Raw genomic sequence first — 18,881 nt, forward strand, 5'->3', positions numbered from 1 at the left:
CTTGCACGTCCTTGTGCAAGTAAATCTTTGTTCCATGAACATAAGCACAATCAGCTAATTATCACTAAAGACTCGTTATTTAGCTTCAGGATAAACAGGATCCAACCAGCCCCACTTATCTTCAGTTGTGCCATCAAACAAGCCAAAGAAAACCTTTTGAATTTGCTCTGTCACAGGGCCACGTTTACCCGTGCCAACAGTGATTTGATCCACGCTGCGTACCGGCACGATTTCTGCTGCTGTGCCTGTCATAAAGATCTCATCCGCAAGATAAAGCGCTTCGCGCGCAATATTCGCCTCAACCACTTCATAACCAAGATCTTCAGCTAAGATTTTAATCGAATCACGCGTGATCCCAGGTAAAATAGAGCTCGTTGCCGGCGGCGTAACAATCTTGCCGTTTTTCACAACAAAGATATTCTCACCCGCACCTTCTGAAATATAACCATCAACAGACAGTGCAATCCCTTCATCATAACCATGACGACGCGCTTCACCACCAACAAGTAGTGATGAAAGGTAGTTACCACCAGCTTTTGCTGCCGTTGGAATAGTGTTTGGCGCTGCGCGATTCCAGCTTGAAATCATCGCGTCGACACCATTTGCTAGTGCTTCTTCACCAAGGTAAGAGCCCCATGGGAAAGCAGCAATAATCAAATCCATTTTCGAGTCAGTTGGTGGGCAAACACCTAGACCAACATTACCAATAAAGCCAAGCGGACGAATATAAGCAGAATCAAGTTTGTTTGCGCGAAGGGTTTCGCGACAAGCTTCCATCATTTCTTCGACTGTATATGGAATTGGGAATCGGTAGATTTTTGCAGAATCTTCAAGGCGTTGCATATGCTCATGGTGACGAAAGACAATCGGACCATTTGGCGTGTTGTAACAGCGAATCCCTTCAAATACCGACGTCCCATAGTGCATTGCGTGAGTTAATACGTGCACATTTGCCTCTGCCCAAGGCTTCATCTCGCCGTTAAACCAAATGTAGTCTGCTGTACTTGTAGCCATAATTTGTCTTCCTTAGCATTACGCTTATAATTTCTTTTGTATACTCTATCTTGTGACTTTGAGTATAAATATCTGTTGTGTTTGTTTTTTATATTTTTCTCAAGCTCAGCTTGGCATTAACAATGCTCAAATGATGGAGCCGGTAGAATCGTATTATCGATTTTATTGGTGATCACGCTGCGAATATCCCATAGCTTCTCAATTTGATGAATCAAGGTGCTAATCGGTCGGTCTGAATCGACAATAATTTCAACACTCGCTACATGACTCTCATGGTTTTGAGTTGCAGCCACCTGTTTAATAATAAAACCACGATGACGAATGACACGCAAGACTCTTTCAAGTAAAACCGGTTTATCTTCTGCTTTAATAATTAATTGATAACGTTCCATATTAAGTATTCTCCAACATATCTTGGTTTGCTGCGCCCGGCGGTACAAGTGGCCATACATTTTCTTCTTCAGAAATCACAACGTGTAATAAGAATGCCTTATCACTGCTTAGCATACGCTCAAGCGCAGGAGTGATCTCTTGTTTTTGCGTGATACGCAGTCCTTCGATGTCAAAGGCTTTGGCAAGCATCAGGAAGTCTGGGTTATCATCCAAAATAGTTTCACTATGACGGCCATCAAAGAACAAAGATTGCCATTGGCGAACCATACCCAAACGCTGATTATCTAAGAGAATAATTTTTAGCGGAATTTGGCGACGCTTTAAGGTTCCAAGCTCCTGAATATTCATCATAAAAGAACCATCGCCAGAAACAAGTATGACCTCATCTTGAGGACGAGCCACTTTTGCCCCCATTGCCGCAGGTAAACCAAAGCCCATGGTGCCAAGACCAGCTGAAGTTAAAAAGTTTTGTGGCTCACGCGGTTGGATATGTTGCGCTGACCACATTTGATGTTGTCCAACATCGGTGGCGATAACGCTTGAATCCGGCATAGTATCCGAAAGCTCTTTAAGCAAAGCTGGCGCATAAATCAAATCGCCTGGGTGATCATAACGCCACTTAAATTTAGTGCGCAGGCGATCACAGTGTTCGATCCAAGTTTGAATGCTATGTTCAAGTTTTAGCTGAGGAAGAACTTTTTGAATTTCACCACGTAGCGCTGCATTGGCTTGACGTAATTTGTGAATTTCTGCGGCGTCGATATCGATATGAATCACTTTGGCTTCTGGCGCGAAAGTATCAAGCTTGCCTGTCACCCTGTCATCAAAACGTGCGCCAACAACAATCAATAAATCACTTTCTTGCACCACGAGGTTAGCCGCCTTAGTGCCGTGCATCCCAAGCATACCTAAGTAATGCGGATGATGACGATCTATCGTACCAAGACCTTTTAAAGTGCTAACCGCAGGCATAGGGTTATGAGTTAAAAACTCACGCACCACATCGGTTGCTTTCGCTAGTTGAACGCCACCGCCAACATATAAAACAGGGCGCTCACTTTGTGCAAGGATTTCTTGAGCAAGGCGCAGCTGCTCGGAGCAAGCCACAGGTGGCTCAGGTGGGGTGAACACAGGCAGAATTTTAACCGGCGCTTTGGCAAGCTGAACATCTTTGGCAATATCAACCAAAACAGGGCCAGGGCGACCAGTTTGAGCAAGTTCAAATGCTTCGGAGAGAGTCGGTGCTAAGTCGTTAATATCCGTCACTAGGTAGCTATGCTTACAGCAAGCAAGCGACATCCCAATGACGTCCATTTCTTGGAAGGCATCCGTCCCGATATGCGAGCTTGCAACTTGTCCTGTAATCGCAACAATCGGCACAGAATCTAGCATTGCATCGGCAAGACCGGTGACTAGGTTGGTTGCCCCTGGTCCTGAAGTTGCCATACACACGCCAACTCCTTGCGTGGCTCTTGCATACCCAATCGCAGCCATCGCTGCACCTTGTTCATGACGACATAAAATATGCTCGACACCGCCATCATATAGCGCGTCATAAATCGGCATAATTGCGCCACCTGGGTAACCAAAAACTTGGGTAATTCCTTCTTGCTGCAATGCACTGACGACTAGCTCAGATCCATTCATTAACTTCATTCTCCTGTTGTGTTCTATTTATTTCATTACTTCACTTACCGACTTTTCTCTAATCGTCTCTTTTATTTGTATATAAAACGTCTTTCCCAAAGCGTTTAAATGGCTATATTTGCAAGCTATTAAGTACAAAAAAGCCCCCGAACCTAAAGAAGTGCGGGGGCTTTTTCGTTTGAGTGTTTAGTTTGTCGACACTCGTCCCCGCGCGGAAGTTTTCACCACCACGAGAATGAGACGCACAATAATGGCACGAATGTCTAAAACTTGCTGCATACCCAGTCCATTTGGAATATTTTATACTCAATATCTATAGTGGTATCACAAAAATTGGTTCTTTGACAAGCAAAAATCTCATTTTTTATACAAAAACACAACATTTCTTCTGCTTGACTATATAGATGTCAACCTAGATAACATCTAGCGTTAAACGTTTGCCCAGTCATTTCAAAGTGTTAACTTTATGCAAATAAAGCACTTAGATGAATCAAGTCGGCATATTCATAAGTTTAACCATAACTTGTCTAGGTTTTATTAAAATAAAAAGGAATGATTATGGGACTTGCTTGCATTTTTAGTCGAGCCTGCCTTGGTGTTCAAGCACCACAAGTGGTCGTAGAAGTACATATAAGTAAAGGTATGCCGGGTTTTACTTTAGTTGGCTTACCAGAAACCACAGTCAGAGAATCCAAAGATAGAGTGCGCAGCGCAATTATTAACTCTGGATTTGAGATGCCTTCACAAAAAATAACGATTAATCTTGCCCCAGCCGATCTCCCCAAAGAAGGTGGTCGCTTTGATCTTCCGATTGCTTTAGGTATTTTAGCTGCATCAGATCAAATCCCCAGCCAAGACTTAACCAAGTATGAGTTTATTGGCGAACTAGCATTATCAGGAAGCCTGCGACAAGTTAAAGGCTCACTTCCAGCAGCATTAGAAGCAAAGAAAAAACAACGTCAGCTTATTGTCCCTAAAGCTAACGCCGGCCAAGTAGCTTTAGTCGGAAAGGGGATCCATGTTTGCGCTACAGACTTAGCTCAAGTTTGTGCTTATTTAACCGCGCCGCAAACCAACCCATTAAGCCTTGCTTGTATCGAAACATCACCCTTGAAAATAAATAATAAACAAACCAGAGATCTACAAGATATTATCGGTCAACAGCAAGGCAAACGCGCATTAGAGATAGCTGCAGCTGGCGGGCATAACTTATTATTTTTAGGGCCTCCAGGAACAGGCAAAACCATGCTAGCCTCGCGCTTGTGTGACCTATTGCCTGAAATGAGTGAAGAAGAAGCGCTTGAAACTGCAGCAGTTTTATCTTTAACCGATGTCGATATCAGCCCACAAAACTGGAAACAACGCCCGTTTCGCAGTCCACACCATTCTAGCTCAATCCCTGCTTTAGTCGGTGGTAGCTCAATCCCTAAACCCGGTGATATTTCTTTAGCTCACAATGGGTTATTATTTTTAGATGAGATGCCAGAATTTGATCGCAAAGTCTTAGACTCGCTGCGTGAACCCCTTGAGTCTGGTGAAATTGTAATCTCACGCGCCGCAGCTAAGGTACGCTTTCCTGCACGCTTTCAACTTGTTGGCGCCTTAAATCCAAGCCCATCAGGCTATGTTGATGAAAATAGTCATCACAGCGCACAACTTTCTTTAAGATATTTATCTCGGGTTTCTGGCCCCTTACTTGATCGCTTTGATTTATCAGTAGAAATACCCGTTTTACCTCAAGGCATGCTCAGCGCAGGCAAAGACAGAGGCGAATCAACCCAAGTCGTCAAACAAAGAGTCATTCGTGCACGCGAAATAATGTTAAAGCGCCAAGGGAAGATCAATATGCAGCTGCAAAGCCGTGAGATTGAGAAATACTGCAAACTCGCTGAGGAGGATAGTCAATTTTTAGAAGCGGCTATTCACCAACTAGGGTTATCGATTCGGGCTTATCATAAGATTTTAAAAGTATCGAGAAGCATTGCAGATTTGGCTGAGCAAGAGCAAATAAGCCGCGTCCACTTAGCCGAAGCTTTAGGATATAGAGCGATGGAGCGCCTTCTTAAACTCTTAGCCGAGCAAGCTGTGTAGATAATGTCTTAAATTGATGAGGCAAAAAAAGAGCGCTAAGGGATCCCCAGCGCTCATCTTTAATTAGTTTTAAATCTCAGATTTAACTATTTTTTTAATAGCTCATCAACAAGCTCAAAGTACTCTTCTTTGGTTGTGATTTTATCTGACTTAACTAGATATTTACCATTAATCACAACTGCAGGAACACCAGTTAAACCACTATCTTTAAATGCTTTATCAAAACGACGTACCATAGAGTCAACCGCGAAGCTGCCATATGCACCGTCAAAATCTTCAGCGCTTACGCCGTTATCTAGGAAGATTTGACGAAGTTCTGCTTCATCTTTTGGTGGTTGTTGTTTGTTATGAATGCGATCAAACATCACAGGGACTAGTTTATCTTCAACGCCAAGAGAAACCATAGTTGCATAGCCTTTGCTCATCGCTTCGCCCATTACAGGACCGCCCATGAAAGAAACAGGGCTCTTTCTAAACTCAGCTTTACCATCGATATGGGCTTTTAAATCACCAATAATTGGCTCAAACGCATGACAGTGTGGGCAGTAAAAAGAGAAAAACTCTGTCACTGTTGGGCTGCTAGTTTTCTCTGTTGGTAAGACTTGATAATACTCACCTTCAGCAAAACGCTCTGCATGCGCAGCAATAGGTAAAATTGCGCTAAAGCTCAGCAGCATAGCAGTAACAAGGGTAAATAACTTTTTCATTAAACGAAGCTCCATTTTGTGTTCAGATTGTGACTGATTTAAGTCTATTATTTTCTTTCTTGAATGTCTTACCATTGAGGATGCAATGATAATGGCGCATCATGCATAGCTGCAATTTGCTCTTTAAAGCCTAATACTTGATTTTCCCAGTATTTTGGCTCATTAAACCAAGGAAATGCAATCGGGAAAGCTGGATCTTGCCATCTTTTTGCAAGCCATGCCATATAGTGCACCATTCTCAGACCCCGAAGTGGCTCAATTAGTTTCAACTGGCTTTGATCAAAAGTGTTAATTTCTGTGTAAGCCTCTAAGATCATATCTAATTGCATGATCTTCTCAGCACGTTCGCCACTTAACAGCATCCAAAGATCTTGCACAGCAGGTCCCATTCGTGAATCATCAAGATCGACAAATAAAGGCCCGTCACGCCACAAGATATTCCCTGCATGGCAATCCCCATGTAAACGTATCGATTTAAACTTATGATTCCAATTTTCTTCCAGAGTTTGGATTAAAACATCCAAATCACTGAAAAAGCTATTTTGTAGATAATCAGGGATAAATTGATTATTTTCGAGTAATTTTCGCGGCTGATAGACATACTCATCTAAGCCTAATGTCGGTCGATGAGCAAATTTTTGCAAGCTTCCAACTTGATGTAAGCGGCCTAAATAACGTCCAACAGCTTCGAGCTGATCAAGATTATCCAGTTCAAACTCGCGCCCACCTAAACTTGGAAAAAGGGCAAAAATATAACCTTGATATTGATGCACTCGTTGCCCTGAGATCTCCACTGCTGAGGCAACAGGAATATCATTCTCAACAAGCTCAACAGCAAAGTTATGTTCTTCAAGAATTTGTTCTAAAGTCCAGCGTTGTGGGCGATAAAACTTTACCACATAGCGCTTTTTGTCTTCATCAATAAATTGATAAACTCGGTTTTCATAACTATTTAAAGGCATAAAACCAGATTCAGCGCGTACGCCAATGCTTTCTAATGCATACCAAATAAAATCTGGGGTTAGCTTTTCAAAGTGAAACTTTGCCTCTGAAATTGCTTGCGAGTGAGTTGGCATAATTTATCCTTTTAAGTATCTGCGCAAATCTTAGCATAAGAAGGCCATACTCTTCATTATAGAGTCGCTGCTGACTCTTATTTAAGTGGCTTAATAAAACGGCTCTCAACAGCTAATTCAAAACCAGAATCCGCCTTTAAAATAAACTTAAAAGTACTGATAGGTGACTGAAGCTGATTTGGGTCAACCGCTATACTCACAGGCAAACTATAGACCTCACCGGGAGCAACTTGCACGCTTTGTTTGCCGTACCATTTTGGCCCATTTAAGCCTTGGGTTTCAATCTTATAAGTCTGACTTTGCTGGGTTTTATTCATCACTTTAAGCAGATATGTATTTTCTATCCAGCCTTGGCTATCAACACGAGACAACTGCGCGCGATCGCGGATGACGCTTAAACCAGCCGGTGAGACACTTTCTAGTTGCTGCCAGAAAATGCCGCACATGATCAGCATCATAACCCCATAACCAATTAATTTAGGACGCAGGACTTTGGTTTGCTTATGCTGAAGTTTGTTTTCAGTCGTATAACTAATCAAGCCTTTAGGATACCCCATGCGCGCCATGGTGGCATCACAGGCATCAATACAAGCACCGCAGTTAATACATTCATATTGCAGTCCATTTCGTATATCAATACCTGTTGGGCACACCTGCACACATAAGTCACAATCAATGCAGTCGCCTAAACCTAGTGCTTTGTGGTCAGCCTTGCGCGAACGCGGTCCACGGACTTCTCCGCGCCCACTATCATAACCAACGATAAAGGTATCGCGATCAAACATTGCAGACTGAAAACGCGCATAAGGACACATATGCAAACATACAATTGAGCGCATAAAACCTGCATTGACATAAGTACAAATCGCGAAGAAAAAGACCCAGAATCCCGGCCAAAAAGAAATATTTAAACTAAAGAAGTCAACGAAGAGCTCACGCACAGGTAAGAAGTAACCGACAAAAGTAAGCCCTGTAAGTGAAGCAATCGTCCACCAAGCGAAATGCTTTAAGCCCTTACGCCAGATAAGCTGCGTGGAAACTTTGCCTTGATCTTGCTTGCGACGCTTGTTTGCAGGGCCTTCTAACTTTTCTTCAAACCAGATATAAATAAAGGTCCAGACAGTTTGTGGACACAAATAACCACACCAAACACGTCCAAGAAATGTGGTAATAAAGAAGAGTGCAAAAGCGGCAAATATAAAAAGAATGGCAAGTAAAGTAAGATCTTGAGGGTATAAGGTGGTGCCGACAAAATTAAATTGTTGATGGCCAATATCGAGCAAAATGGCCTGATGACCTTGATAGTTAATCCAAGGTACAAGAATAAATAAAAGCATTAAAAACCAGCCACCGTAACGACGTAAAGCTTGGAATTTACCTTTGCTTTTGCGCACATAAATACGCCCATTGTGAGCGCGATTGGTTTTGGCTGGAATTTCTTTAATGCTTATTTTTTGCGGATCCGTATGCTGCGCACTTTGCTTCTCTTGAGTCATGGCTACTTCCTTAGCTCTTCCTTGCGACAAGGTATTTTTGCTAATGAGTATACCTTTTGCGCAAAAGGGTTTATATCACCTTGCTTACAAGATCCAGCTTAGGTCAAATACTTAAGTCTAATCAATTAGATTTAGTCTTTTAAAATGCCACGTGCACGTAATAATGCGGTTTTAAAATCATCTTCTTGGTCTTTCGCAAGGCCAGGGATCATTTCATCTTTACCACTATTACGCATTTTAAGATGATAAATTAAAACATCATCAGTGAGATCTTCAAGCTTGCCTTCATAACCTGCTTCTTGGGCTAATTTAACAATAAACTGCATTAAGTTAAGATCGGGTTCTTGCTGCCAATGTGGTTGCAGAAGTTCAATCACTTCATTTAAGCGGTGGCATTTCATAGTTTTCTCCAAGCATAAAAAATGGTTAAGCCATTATCTTAAACGACTTAACCATAACAATATAGACTTTATCCAACACTATTTTAAGGGGAATTAAATCCCCCTCTAAATGGGTTTAATCAATATTAGCTTCAACCTCTGCAATTTGTGCTTGCTGCTGCTCTTTTTTCTTCTTAGTAAATAACGACATAATAAGCACAAAGAACACAGGCACAAAGAAAATAGCGAGGACAGTTGCTGAGATCATCCCGCCCATTACAGAAGTACCGATTGCATGGCGTGCATTGGCACCAGCGCCAGAGCTAATCACAAGCGGTGTTACCCCTAAAACAAAGGCAAGCGAGGTCATAATGATTGGACGCAAGCGCATACGACAAGCTTCAACTGTGGCTTCAACCAATGAATGGCCTTGATCATAAAGCTCTTTGGCAAACTCGACGATCAAAATAGCATTCTTAGCTGATAAACCTATGGTTGTTAACAGACCAACTTGGAAGTACACATCATTTTCCAAACCACGCCAATAGGTCGCAGTTAACGCACCAAGTACCCCCAGCGGCACAACCAAGATAACCGATGCAGGAATCGTCCAACTTTCATAAAGTGCAGCCAAACATAGGAAAACCACCAGCATAGACAAAGCATAAAGCATAGGCGCTTGCGAGCCTGCTTGTCTTTCTTGATAAGATGTTCCCGTCCAACTCACGCCGATACCTTGTGGTAATTGCTGCGCAATCTTCTCGATTTCATCCATCGCATCCCCGGTACTATAACCCGGCGCAGCCTCACCTAGCACTTCAAACGCAGAGCTACCATTATAACGGCTTAACTGAGGTGAGCCATAACCCCAACGCATTGTACTAAAGGCTTCAAAAGGTACCATTTTGCCTGTGTCGTTACGTACATACCAAGATTTAAGATCTTCAGGGTTCATACGGTATGGCGTATCCCCTTGGATATAAACCTTCTTCACACGGCCTCTATCAATGAAATCATTCACATAAGCCGAGCCCCACGCCACAGATAAGGTTTGGTTCACATCATCAATCGAAATACCTAAAGCTTTGGCTTTTTCATAATCTAAATCGATGAAAAATTGCGGGTTATCTTCCAAGCCATTTGGACGTACTTTTTGCAAGATAGGTGATTGCGCCGCCATTCCAAGTAACTGGTTGCGCGCCGCAAGCAAAGCTTCATGTCCAAGTCCGGCATTATCTTGTAAGTAAAAATCAAAACCTGTCGCTTGACCTAGCTCGCGAATCGGAGGCGGGTTAACGGCAAAGATCACCGCTTTATCATTGGCAGAAAAGTACTTATTCGCTCGCCCGATAATCGCATCGACAGATTGATCTGGGTTGGTTCGTAGTGACCAATCTTTTAAGTTAATAAAAGACATCCCTGCATTTTGACCTTGACCAGCAAAGCTAAAGCCGGAGACAGTAAAGTAACCATCAACATTTGACTCATTTTTAAAGTAATCAGCCACCTCATCCATCACCTCTTGGGTGCGCTCAAGGGTCGCGCCGGTTGGCAACTGAACGATCAACATAAAGTTACCTTGATCTTCTTCAGGCAAGAAAGAGGCTGGAATATTTTTAAATAACACAAACAACAAAGGAAGCATCAGAATGTAGACCAGCATAGAACGCGCAATGCGTTTGACCATGCCTGCCACACCTGTTTTATAACCGTTTGTCATGGCGTCGAATTTTTTATTAAACCAAGCAAAAAATCCTTTCGCTTTATGCCCACCTTTTGGAATAGGTTTAAGCATAGTCGCGCAAAGTGCTGGGGTTAAAATCATCGCCACAACTACAGACAATACCATTGCCGATACAATCGTAAGTGAGAACTGTCGGTAAATCGCACCGGTTGAGCCAGAGATAAAGGCCATAGGTACAAATACAGCGGACAACACCATCGCAATCCCGACCAAAGCGCCAGTGATTTGTTTCATTGATTTTTGCGTAGCTTCTTTTGGCTGTAAACCTTCTTCGCTCATCACACGCTCAACGTTTTCAACCACCACGATCGCATCATCCACCAACAAGCCAATCGCCAATACCATCGCAAACATGGTTAAGGTATTAATCGAAAAGCCCATCGCAGCAAGCACCCCAAAGGTACCAAGTAACACAACAGGTACAGCGATAGTTGGAATCAAAGTGGCGCGGAAGTTTTGTAAGAAGAGATACATAACCAAGAAAACCAAAATGATGGCTTCAAACAAAGTCTTGACCACTTCTTCAATCGAAAGCTGGATAAAAGGCGTCGTATCCATAGCTTTGCGCATTTCTAACCCTTGTGGGAAGTTAACTGCCAGCTCATCTAGACGCGCCTGAACCCGTGCTTGGGTTTCAATCGCATTCGCGCCCGTTGCCAGTTGCACCGCGATACCAGAGGATGGATTACCATTATAACGAGGGATCACGCTATAGCTTTCACCACCAAGTTCGACTTTAGCAATATCCTTCACTCTCACTTGTGAACCATCTTGATTCACGCGCAGCAAGATATTTTCAAATTCTTTCACTGTTTCAAGGCGGTTACGCGCCGTGATGGTAGCGTTAATCACTTGGCCTTTTAGTGAAGGCGCGCCACCAATTTGGCCGACGGTCACTTGGGTGTTCTGTGATTTAATCGCCGCCACAACATCGGTTGGCGTCATCTGAAAGCTATACAACTTATTTGGATCAAGCCAAATACGCATTGCATACTGACTACCAAACACGCGCACATCACCAACCCCATTCACACGGCTAATAGGCTCTTCAAGGTGTGAACCGACATAATCTTGGATGTCTTGTGAGGTCATGCTGCCATCAGTTGAAACAAAGGCAAATACCGACATAAATCCAGAAGAGGACTTACGCACGTTGATCCCTTGTTGCTGCACTTCTGTTGGCAACTGACTGGTTGCACGTTGCAGGTTATTTTGCACCTGAACTTGAGCTATATCTGCATCTGTACCTGCCTCAAAGGTCAAGGTGGTAGATGCGCTACCAGATGAATCACTAGTCGAAGACATATATAAAAGATTATCTAAGCCCGTCATGCTTTGCTCGATAACCTGCACGACACTATCTTCAACTGTTTTCGCTGATGCACCTGGATAGTTTGCCGAGACAGTTATCGAAGGTGGTGCGATAGTCGGGTACTGGGCTACGGGTAATTGCGTGATCGCAAGCCCGCCAGCTAGCATAATAATAATAGAGATAACCCAAGCAAATATTGGGCGTTGAATAAAAAATCCCGCCATAATTTAGCCCTCGACTTGTTGAGCTGGAGTATCAGCTTGTGGAGCTGCTGACTCAGAGCTTCCAGTCGTCGCCTCAGCTGTCGTCTTCTCTTTTGCTGCATTCTCTGACACAACTTCAGCTTTGACCATCATATCAGGCTTCACTTTTAGAAGGTTTGAGCGAATCACCTTATCTCCTTGCTCTAAACCAGATAAGACAATCCAATCTTGATTATATTGCTCGCCAAGTTCAACCGATTTTTTAACAACTTTGTTATTGTTATCAACTAGATAAACAAAGGCTTTGCCTAAAGTGTCACGTTGCACACTTTCTTGCGGAATCAAGAAGGCTTGTAATGCTTGAGTATTATCAAACTTAGCGCGCACATACATTCCAGGCAATAGCTTATGTTCAGGGTTTGGCATTAAGGCGCGAATGGTTTGGCTGCCAGTTGTTTGGTCGACCGAAATATCAGAGAAAGCAATCTTACCTTGATGCTCATAATCTTTGCCGTTACTTAATTTAACGCTCACGCTTGGGGCATTGTTTTGATCAATTAAGATCCCGGACATTTGATTCGATGCTTGCGTCATATCAACATAAATAGGATCAAGCTGCTGAATGGTAGTGAGGTAGTTTGCTTGGCCATTAGTCACTAACGCACCTTCAGTGATTTGTGAAATCCCAATACGGCCAGAAATCGGTGCGCGCACCTTAGTATAATTTAAGTCGATTTGCGCAGCTTCAAGTGTCGCTTGCGCAACCTTGACTGCAGCGACAGCTTGTTGCCATTCACCTTGCGCATTATCAAATTCTTGTTGACTCAATACCTTACGCGTAACCAAAGTCGCATAACGATTCTTAGTTTTACGCGCTAACGCCTCATCAGCCTGCGCTTTGGCTAATTGTGCTTTAGCGTTATTTACCGCAGCTTGGTAAGTAGAAGGTTCGATTTGATAGAGCACGTCACCTTTTTCAACATCACTACCTTCTTCAAAAAGACGCTCTCGAACGATCCCACTGACTTGTGGACGTACTTGAGCAAGACGATAAGGCGTCACACGTCCAGGTAAATCATTCGATAAATAAATCGATTGGGGTTGCATTTCACTCACCTTGACAGGGAGCGCTTGCGCAGCTTGCTGCTGAGCGGCTGGGGTATCGGTTTGATCACAACCACTTAAACCTATAAGTGATCCAATTAAACACGCAATAAATAAAGGCTGAAGAACTTTCGATGATGACATAAGAATTCCTAAAAATGACATTCCCTAACATTTAAGAAACAAAAAAATACTATACATTTGGGTAATATTTATAACAAGCTCACTAGATTGACCATAAAATGTGACAGCCAATTAGGAGAAAAGATTCAAATAATAATTAAAGTGAATTATTTCATATATATACATAAACTCAAGTAAGTTACTTAAGACTTAAAATGATTAATAATCAGAAACAATTTAAACCACCTAGTTCAGATTTTTACTCAACTTTACATTTATAAACTTAGGCTAATTTGACAATCATGGGAGGGTTTTAAGTAAAAAAACCGTCAACATCCCGCTGACGGTTATAAGACTATACAAGAGAGGTGACTATTTTTTGACAGGGCGCTGCCAATTTTCAATAGTACGTGCAGGGGTGCGAGTGATCACAAGAGCATTTTCATTATTTACATCACGCGTAATGGTTGAGCCTGCACCGATAGTTACGCCTTTGGCAATTTTAACAGGGGCAACCAATTGGGTATCAGAGCCAACAAACACATCATCTTCAATAATGGTTTGATGCTTATTCGCACCATCATAGTTACAAGTAATAGTGCCAGCACCAAGATTCACGCGCTCACCTATTGTTGCATCACCAACATAAGTTAAGTGGTTGGCTTTTGAACCACTGCCAATCACTGCTTTTTTAACTTCTACAAAGTTACCCACGTGAGCATCATTTTTCAGCTCAGCACCAGGGCGTAAACGCGCATATGGCCCAACGGTGCAATCTTCACCAACGGTTGCATCTTCAATAATTGAATACGGACGAACAATAGTATTGTCATCAATTTCACAGTTTTTCAGCACACAACCTGCGCCAATTTGTACATTTGCTCCTAACGTCACATCGCCTTCAATGATCACATTCGGATCAATTTCAACATCTTGACCAACTTGAAGCGTGCCGCGAAGATCAAAACGACTTGGATCGCGCAGCATCACGCCTTGACGTAACAACTCATCCGCTTGCATCGCTTGAAAAGCACGTTCCAATTTAGCAAGCTGAACGCGATCATTAACCCCTTCAACTTCAATTGGTGAAACAGGGTGAACAGCAGTAATAGTGCGACCTTCTTTGTGCGCACTGGCAATCACATCCGTTAGATAATACTCACCTTGGGCATTGTTATTATCTAAACCTGCAAGCCAACGTTTGAAATCAACACCCGTTGCAACCATAACACCAGTATTCACTTCACAAACCTTTAGCTGCTCTGGGGTTGCATCTTTTTGTTCAACAATCGCAACCACTGAATCATTTTCACGAATAATACGTCCGTAACCTGTTGGATTATCTAACACAACTGTTAATAGACCAATTCCGCCTTCAGGCTGAGCCTCAAGTAATGCTTCAAGTGTTTGCGCACTAATCAGTGGCACGTCACCATAAAGAACCAATACTTTTTCATCATCTGCAAATTCACTTGCCGCTTGTGCAACCGCATGGCCTGTGCCGAGTTGCTCAGCTTGTAAAACCCAATTCACTGCTTCATTGCCTAAAGTTTGCTTCATTTGTTCACCACCGTGGCCGTAAACAAGATGGATATTTGCCACATCAAGACCTTGGCAAGTATCAATCACATGCTTTGCCATCGGACGTCCTGCCAATGTGTGCAAAACCTTAGGTTTTTGAGAGTACATACGAGTGCCTTTACCCGCAGCAAGGATCACAGCGCTGAATTTCATTTGATTCATCCTTTATAAGTGAAGATAAGCTTTATATCCCAAACGATATGAGACGATTAATTCGTTTAGTTTAACATTTTCCACATTTTCATGCTGCTTAAACTTGTGTGTAACTTGATCATTTATCCAAGATCTAAAAACAAATAAAGATCTTATAGTTTTAAAGATCTTAAAAATCTTATCAGCAGCTTATTCAGCTTTTATCCAAAGTGGAAAAGTTTTACAATCAGACAAGATCTTAAAGATAAGCACACATTACTCACATTTTATTAGGGAATTGAATATGGTAGAGATCATCACAGGTAGCACGCTAGGTGGAGCGGAATATGTAGGCGATCATCTTAGTGAATTACTAAATAAAGAAGGGATTGAAACCAATATCCATAACTTTGCTAACTTAGACAATGTTCCAGCCCAAGGTATCTGGCTGATCATTACCTCAACCCATGGCGCAGGGGACTATCCAGATAGCATTGCACCTTTTATCCAGAGCTTAAAAGATACGCCACCTAAAATGAGTGATGTGCGTTTTGCTGTAATTGCGATTGGTGACTCGAGTTATGATACTTTTTGTGGCGCTGGACGTGATGCAAGGGAAACATTACTTGATATAGGTGCGACTGAGTTGTGTGAGCACTTAGAAATAGACATTCTTGCGCAAAGTGTGCCAGAAGATGCAGCCCAAGATTGGCTCACGCAACATATAGAGAGCTTTAAATAGAAGATCTTCAGTAAATTTCTTCCATCTATACTCAAAATAATAGCAGTAACCGTAAAACGTCAGATGATCATCAACAAATAGACTTGTTTTATGGCTAAGTTTTGGCTGATTTTGAGTATAGATTGAAATAAAAATAGAAAAAAACGACTTAGACTGAACAAAAAACAAGCAATCGAGCTGTGTATAAGTAACCTTTTACCCTGTGATCTTAGCATGTTTATCCACTGAATAACTTTGTTAATTAAATGATCTGTGTATAAGTAGGCATTTTGATCCCAGCTTCTACCTGACTTGATCCAAGCTAGATCACAAGAATTGATCGCTCTAAACTCTATGATCTTTAGGATCATTTATCCCTTATCCACAAGATCCTGCTTCCCTAATAGTAGTAATAATAAAAAAGATCTATATAAAGATCTTATAAATATTATGGAAGCCAGGGTGTTAAATTAAAAGCAATAAATCATTTCTCAGAGCCTTTGAAACAAGGTAGAATAACGCTCCTTTTCTTCACTCCTGCTCATTTTTGAATCATTTGATCCATAATTTGCATGAGGAATATGTACTAAATTGAACTCTTGAGGTCTGTCATGTTTTATCACGAAAACTTTGACGTCATCGTCGTAGGTGGTGGTCATGCTGGAACGGAAGCTGCACTAGCATCAGCAAGAACAGGGCAAAAAACCCTACTTCTGACCCATAATATTGATACCCTAGGACAGATGTCATGTAACCCAGCAATTGGTGGGATCGGCAAAGGTCACCTAGTTAAAGAAGTTGATACACTTGGCGGAATCATGGCACAAGCTATTGATAAATCAGGAATTCAATTTCGAACTTTAAATGCTTCAAAAGGACCTGCAGTGCGTGCCACACGTGCGCAAGCTGATCGTGCTTTGTACAAAGCTGCAATTCGCTATGCTCTTGAAAATCAACCTAATTTAACTCTTTTTCAGCAATCAGTTGATGATTTAATAGTTGAAAATGACAAGGCTTGCGGCGTTGTGACCCAAATGGGTCTAAAATTTAAAGCCAAAGCTGTGGTCCTGACCGTCGGAACCTTCCTTGGCGGCAAGATCCACATCGGTCTTGAAAACTTTTCAGGCGGTCGCGCAGGGGATCCCCCATCGATCGCTTTGGCTGATCGCTTACGTGATTTACCATTTCGTGTTGATCGCTTAAAAACAGGTACACCACCACGTATCGATGCGCGTACCGTTGATCTTGAATCGCTTGAAAAACAATTTGGTGATGATCCTACACCTGTATTTTCATTTATGGGTAATCGCTCTGAGCAGCCAAGACAAATACCTTGTTTTATCACCCATACCAATGAAAAAACGCATGATGTGATCCGTAATAACCTTGATCGTAGCCCTATGTATTCTGGCGTAATCGAAGGTACAGGGCCGCGCTATTGTCCGTCGATCGAAGATAAGATCATGCGTTTTGCAGATAAAAACAGCCATCAGATCTTCATTGAGCCAGAAGGTTTAACCACGCATGAGCTTTATCCAAATGGCATTTCAACCAGTTTACCTTTTGATGTACAAGTAAAAATTGTGCAATCAATGAATGGCTTTGAAAATGCGCAAATTATGCGTCCTGGTTATGCGATAGAGTATGATTTCTTTGATCCGCGTGATTTAAAACAAACCTATGAAACTAAATTTATCGATGGTTTGTTCTTTGCGGGTCAAATTAACGGTACGACTGGCTATGAAGAAGCGGCAGCGCAAGGTTTGATGGCAGGCTTAAACGCGAGTTTATATACCCAAGAAAAAGAAGGCTGGAATCCACGTCGTGATGAAGCTTATATGGGGGTATTGATCGACGATCTTTCCACTATGGGAACCAAAGAACCTTATCGCATGTTTACTTCACGCGCGGAATATCGCTTGTTGCTACGCGAAGATAACGCAGACTTACGTTTAACCGCAAAAGGTCGTGAACTTGGTTTGGTTGATGATGCGCGATGGGCTCGTTTCAATCAAAAAGTTGAAAACATGGAGCTTGAACGCCAACGTTTGAAAGAAAATTGGGTCAATCCTAAATCAGTCAATATTGACGCGATCAACGCTATGCTAAAAACGCCATTAGTACGTGAAGCGAGCGGTGAAGATCTTTTACGTCGCCCTGAAATGACTTATGATAAATTGGTTCAATTAGAGCAATTTAAATCTGAGCTTACAGATGCACAAGCGGCTGAGCAAGTTGAGATCCAAGTCAAATACGAAGGCTATATTCTGCGTCAAAAAGAAGAAATCGAAAAATCTTTGCGTCATGAAAATACCAAATTACCATTTGAGCTTGATTACTCTGATGTTAAAGGTCTTTCAAATGAAGTGGTTTCTAAACTAAATCAAGCAAAACCTGAAACGATTGGCATTGCGTCACGTATTTCAGGCATCACACCTGCGGCGATTTCTATTTTGCTTGTACATTTGAAAAAAACAGGCCAATTAAAGAAAGGTGAAGTTGCGAATGTCTGATCTACAAAGCAAACTAGCGCAAAAACTTGATAATCTTCTTGAGCAAACTGAGCTCAAGGTCAGCGCTGTGCAAAAACAACAACTTGTTGGCTATGTGATGCTTTTAGATAAGTGGAACAAAGCATATAATCTAACTTCTGTGCGCGATCCGATGCAAATGCTGGTCCGTCATATTTTAGATAGCATAGTGGTGAGTCCTTACTTACAAGGCTCTCGTTTTATTGATGTCGGCACTGGCCCTGGACTTCCTGGGATCCCGCTTGCGATCATGAACCCTGAGTATAAGTTTGTACTTTTAGATAGTCTTGGTAAAAGGATCCGTTTTATCAAGCAAGTTTTGCATGAGCTGAAAATTAACAATGTTGAAGCTGTTCAAAGTCGTGTTGAAGAATACGACCCTGAAGGCGGTTTTGATGGTGTGATTAGTCGTGCATTTGCATCCATTGATGATATGGTGTCTTGGTGTCATCATTTGCCTAAGCCTCAAACTGGTGTGTTTTATGCGCTCAAAGGTCTACGCCCAGATGATGAGCTTGAGCAAATTAAAGACAAGGTTACAGTTGAGAAAATAGATCAGCTGAGCGTCCCTGAATTAGAAGGCCATCGTCATTTAGTGACATTGAAAAACATTCAATAATACGGAG

Annotated in this window: 14 protein-coding genes; 4 read left to right on the top strand and 10 right to left on the bottom strand. The window is 42.1% G+C overall.

What is annotated here, in order from left to right; all coding sequences use genetic code 11:
- Window positions 1–75: 75 nt before the first annotated feature.
- From AC2VOY_RS06650 to ilvG, 3 genes are all read right to left on the bottom strand, one after another.
- Window positions 76–1,014 (bottom strand): branched-chain amino acid transaminase, encoded by a 939-nt coding sequence (locus AC2VOY_RS06650; RefSeq protein WP_491830501.1) that lies wholly within the window; start codon window positions 1,012–1,014, stop codon window positions 76–78.
- Window positions 1,015–1,130: 116 nt separating this feature from the next.
- Window positions 1,131–1,406: an acetolactate synthase 2 small subunit gene (gene ilvM, locus AC2VOY_RS06655; protein ID WP_491830502.1), complete on the bottom strand. Its 276-nt coding sequence runs from the start codon at window positions 1,404–1,406 to the stop codon at window positions 1,131–1,133.
- A gap of 1 nt (window position 1,407) precedes the next feature.
- A complete protein-coding gene (gene ilvG / locus AC2VOY_RS06660) occupies window positions 1,408–3,054 on the bottom strand; it encodes an acetolactate synthase 2 catalytic subunit (RefSeq protein ID WP_491833040.1) in 1,647 nt (548 codons plus the stop codon).
- Between the two features lie 558 nt (window positions 3,055–3,612).
- Here ilvG and AC2VOY_RS06665 point away from each other — a divergent pair.
- Complete coding sequence (locus tag AC2VOY_RS06665) at window positions 3,613–5,145, top strand: YifB family Mg chelatase-like AAA ATPase (protein WP_491830503.1); 1,533 nt, start codon at window positions 3,613–3,615, stop codon at window positions 5,143–5,145.
- 86 nt (window positions 5,146–5,231) lie between these two features.
- Here AC2VOY_RS06665 and AC2VOY_RS06670 read toward each other — a convergent pair whose 3' ends face one another.
- From AC2VOY_RS06670 to glmU, 7 genes are all read right to left on the bottom strand, one after another.
- Window positions 5,232–5,852 carry a thiol:disulfide interchange protein DsbA/DsbL gene (locus AC2VOY_RS06670; RefSeq protein ID WP_491830504.1) on the bottom strand — a complete coding sequence of 207 codons (621 nt, stop codon included), beginning with the start codon at window positions 5,850–5,852 and terminating at the stop codon, window positions 5,232–5,234.
- 68 nt (window positions 5,853–5,920) lie between these two features.
- On the bottom strand, window positions 5,921–6,928 hold the full coding sequence (locus AC2VOY_RS06675; protein ID WP_491830505.1) for a serine/threonine protein kinase: 1,008 nt from the start codon (window positions 6,926–6,928) through the stop codon (window positions 5,921–5,923).
- Window positions 6,929–7,005: 77 nt separating this feature from the next.
- A complete protein-coding gene (ccoG, locus tag AC2VOY_RS06680) occupies window positions 7,006–8,424 on the bottom strand; it encodes a cytochrome c oxidase accessory protein CcoG (RefSeq protein WP_491830506.1) in 1,419 nt (472 codons plus the stop codon).
- A gap of 131 nt (window positions 8,425–8,555) precedes the next feature.
- Complete coding sequence (locus AC2VOY_RS06685) at window positions 8,556–8,825, bottom strand: YihD family protein (RefSeq protein WP_491830507.1); 270 nt, start codon at window positions 8,823–8,825, stop codon at window positions 8,556–8,558.
- Window positions 8,826–8,940: 115 nt separating this feature from the next.
- Window positions 8,941–12,084 carry an efflux RND transporter permease subunit gene (locus tag AC2VOY_RS06690; RefSeq protein ID WP_491830508.1) on the bottom strand — a complete coding sequence of 1,048 codons (3,144 nt, stop codon included), beginning with the start codon at window positions 12,082–12,084 and terminating at the stop codon, window positions 8,941–8,943.
- A 3-nt stretch (window positions 12,085–12,087) separates the two neighbouring features.
- Entirely contained in the window at window positions 12,088–13,311 is a 1,224-nt protein-coding gene (locus tag AC2VOY_RS06695) for an efflux RND transporter periplasmic adaptor subunit (RefSeq protein WP_491830509.1), read from the bottom strand.
- A gap of 351 nt (window positions 13,312–13,662) precedes the next feature.
- Entirely contained in the window at window positions 13,663–15,024 is a 1,362-nt protein-coding gene (glmU, locus tag AC2VOY_RS06700; RefSeq protein WP_491830510.1) for a bifunctional UDP-N-acetylglucosamine diphosphorylase/glucosamine-1-phosphate N-acetyltransferase GlmU, read from the bottom strand.
- Between the two features lie 283 nt (window positions 15,025–15,307).
- On the opposite strand from glmU, the gene mioC reads away from it, so the two are divergent.
- The 3 genes from mioC to rsmG all read left to right on the top strand — a co-directional run bounded on the left by mioC (window position 15,308) and on the right by rsmG (window position 18,874).
- The gene (gene mioC, locus AC2VOY_RS06705) at window positions 15,308–15,745 is read left to right on the top strand and encodes an FMN-binding protein MioC (protein WP_491830511.1); all 438 of its coding nucleotides are present in this window, start codon (window positions 15,308–15,310) and stop codon (window positions 15,743–15,745) included.
- A 590-nt stretch (window positions 15,746–16,335) separates the two neighbouring features.
- Window positions 16,336–18,237 carry a tRNA uridine-5-carboxymethylaminomethyl(34) synthesis enzyme MnmG gene (gene mnmG, locus AC2VOY_RS06710; RefSeq protein ID WP_491830513.1) on the top strand — a complete coding sequence of 634 codons (1,902 nt, stop codon included), beginning with the start codon at window positions 16,336–16,338 and terminating at the stop codon, window positions 18,235–18,237.
- A complete protein-coding gene (gene rsmG / locus AC2VOY_RS06715) occupies window positions 18,230–18,874 on the top strand; it encodes a 16S rRNA (guanine(527)-N(7))-methyltransferase RsmG (protein WP_491830514.1) in 645 nt (214 codons plus the stop codon). The genes mnmG and rsmG overlap by 8 nt, the downstream gene beginning before the upstream one ends.
- The last annotated feature ends 7 nt before the right edge of the window (window positions 18,875–18,881 follow it).

It is taken from the genome of Vibrio sp. KMM 9700 (genome assembly GCF_058545285.1).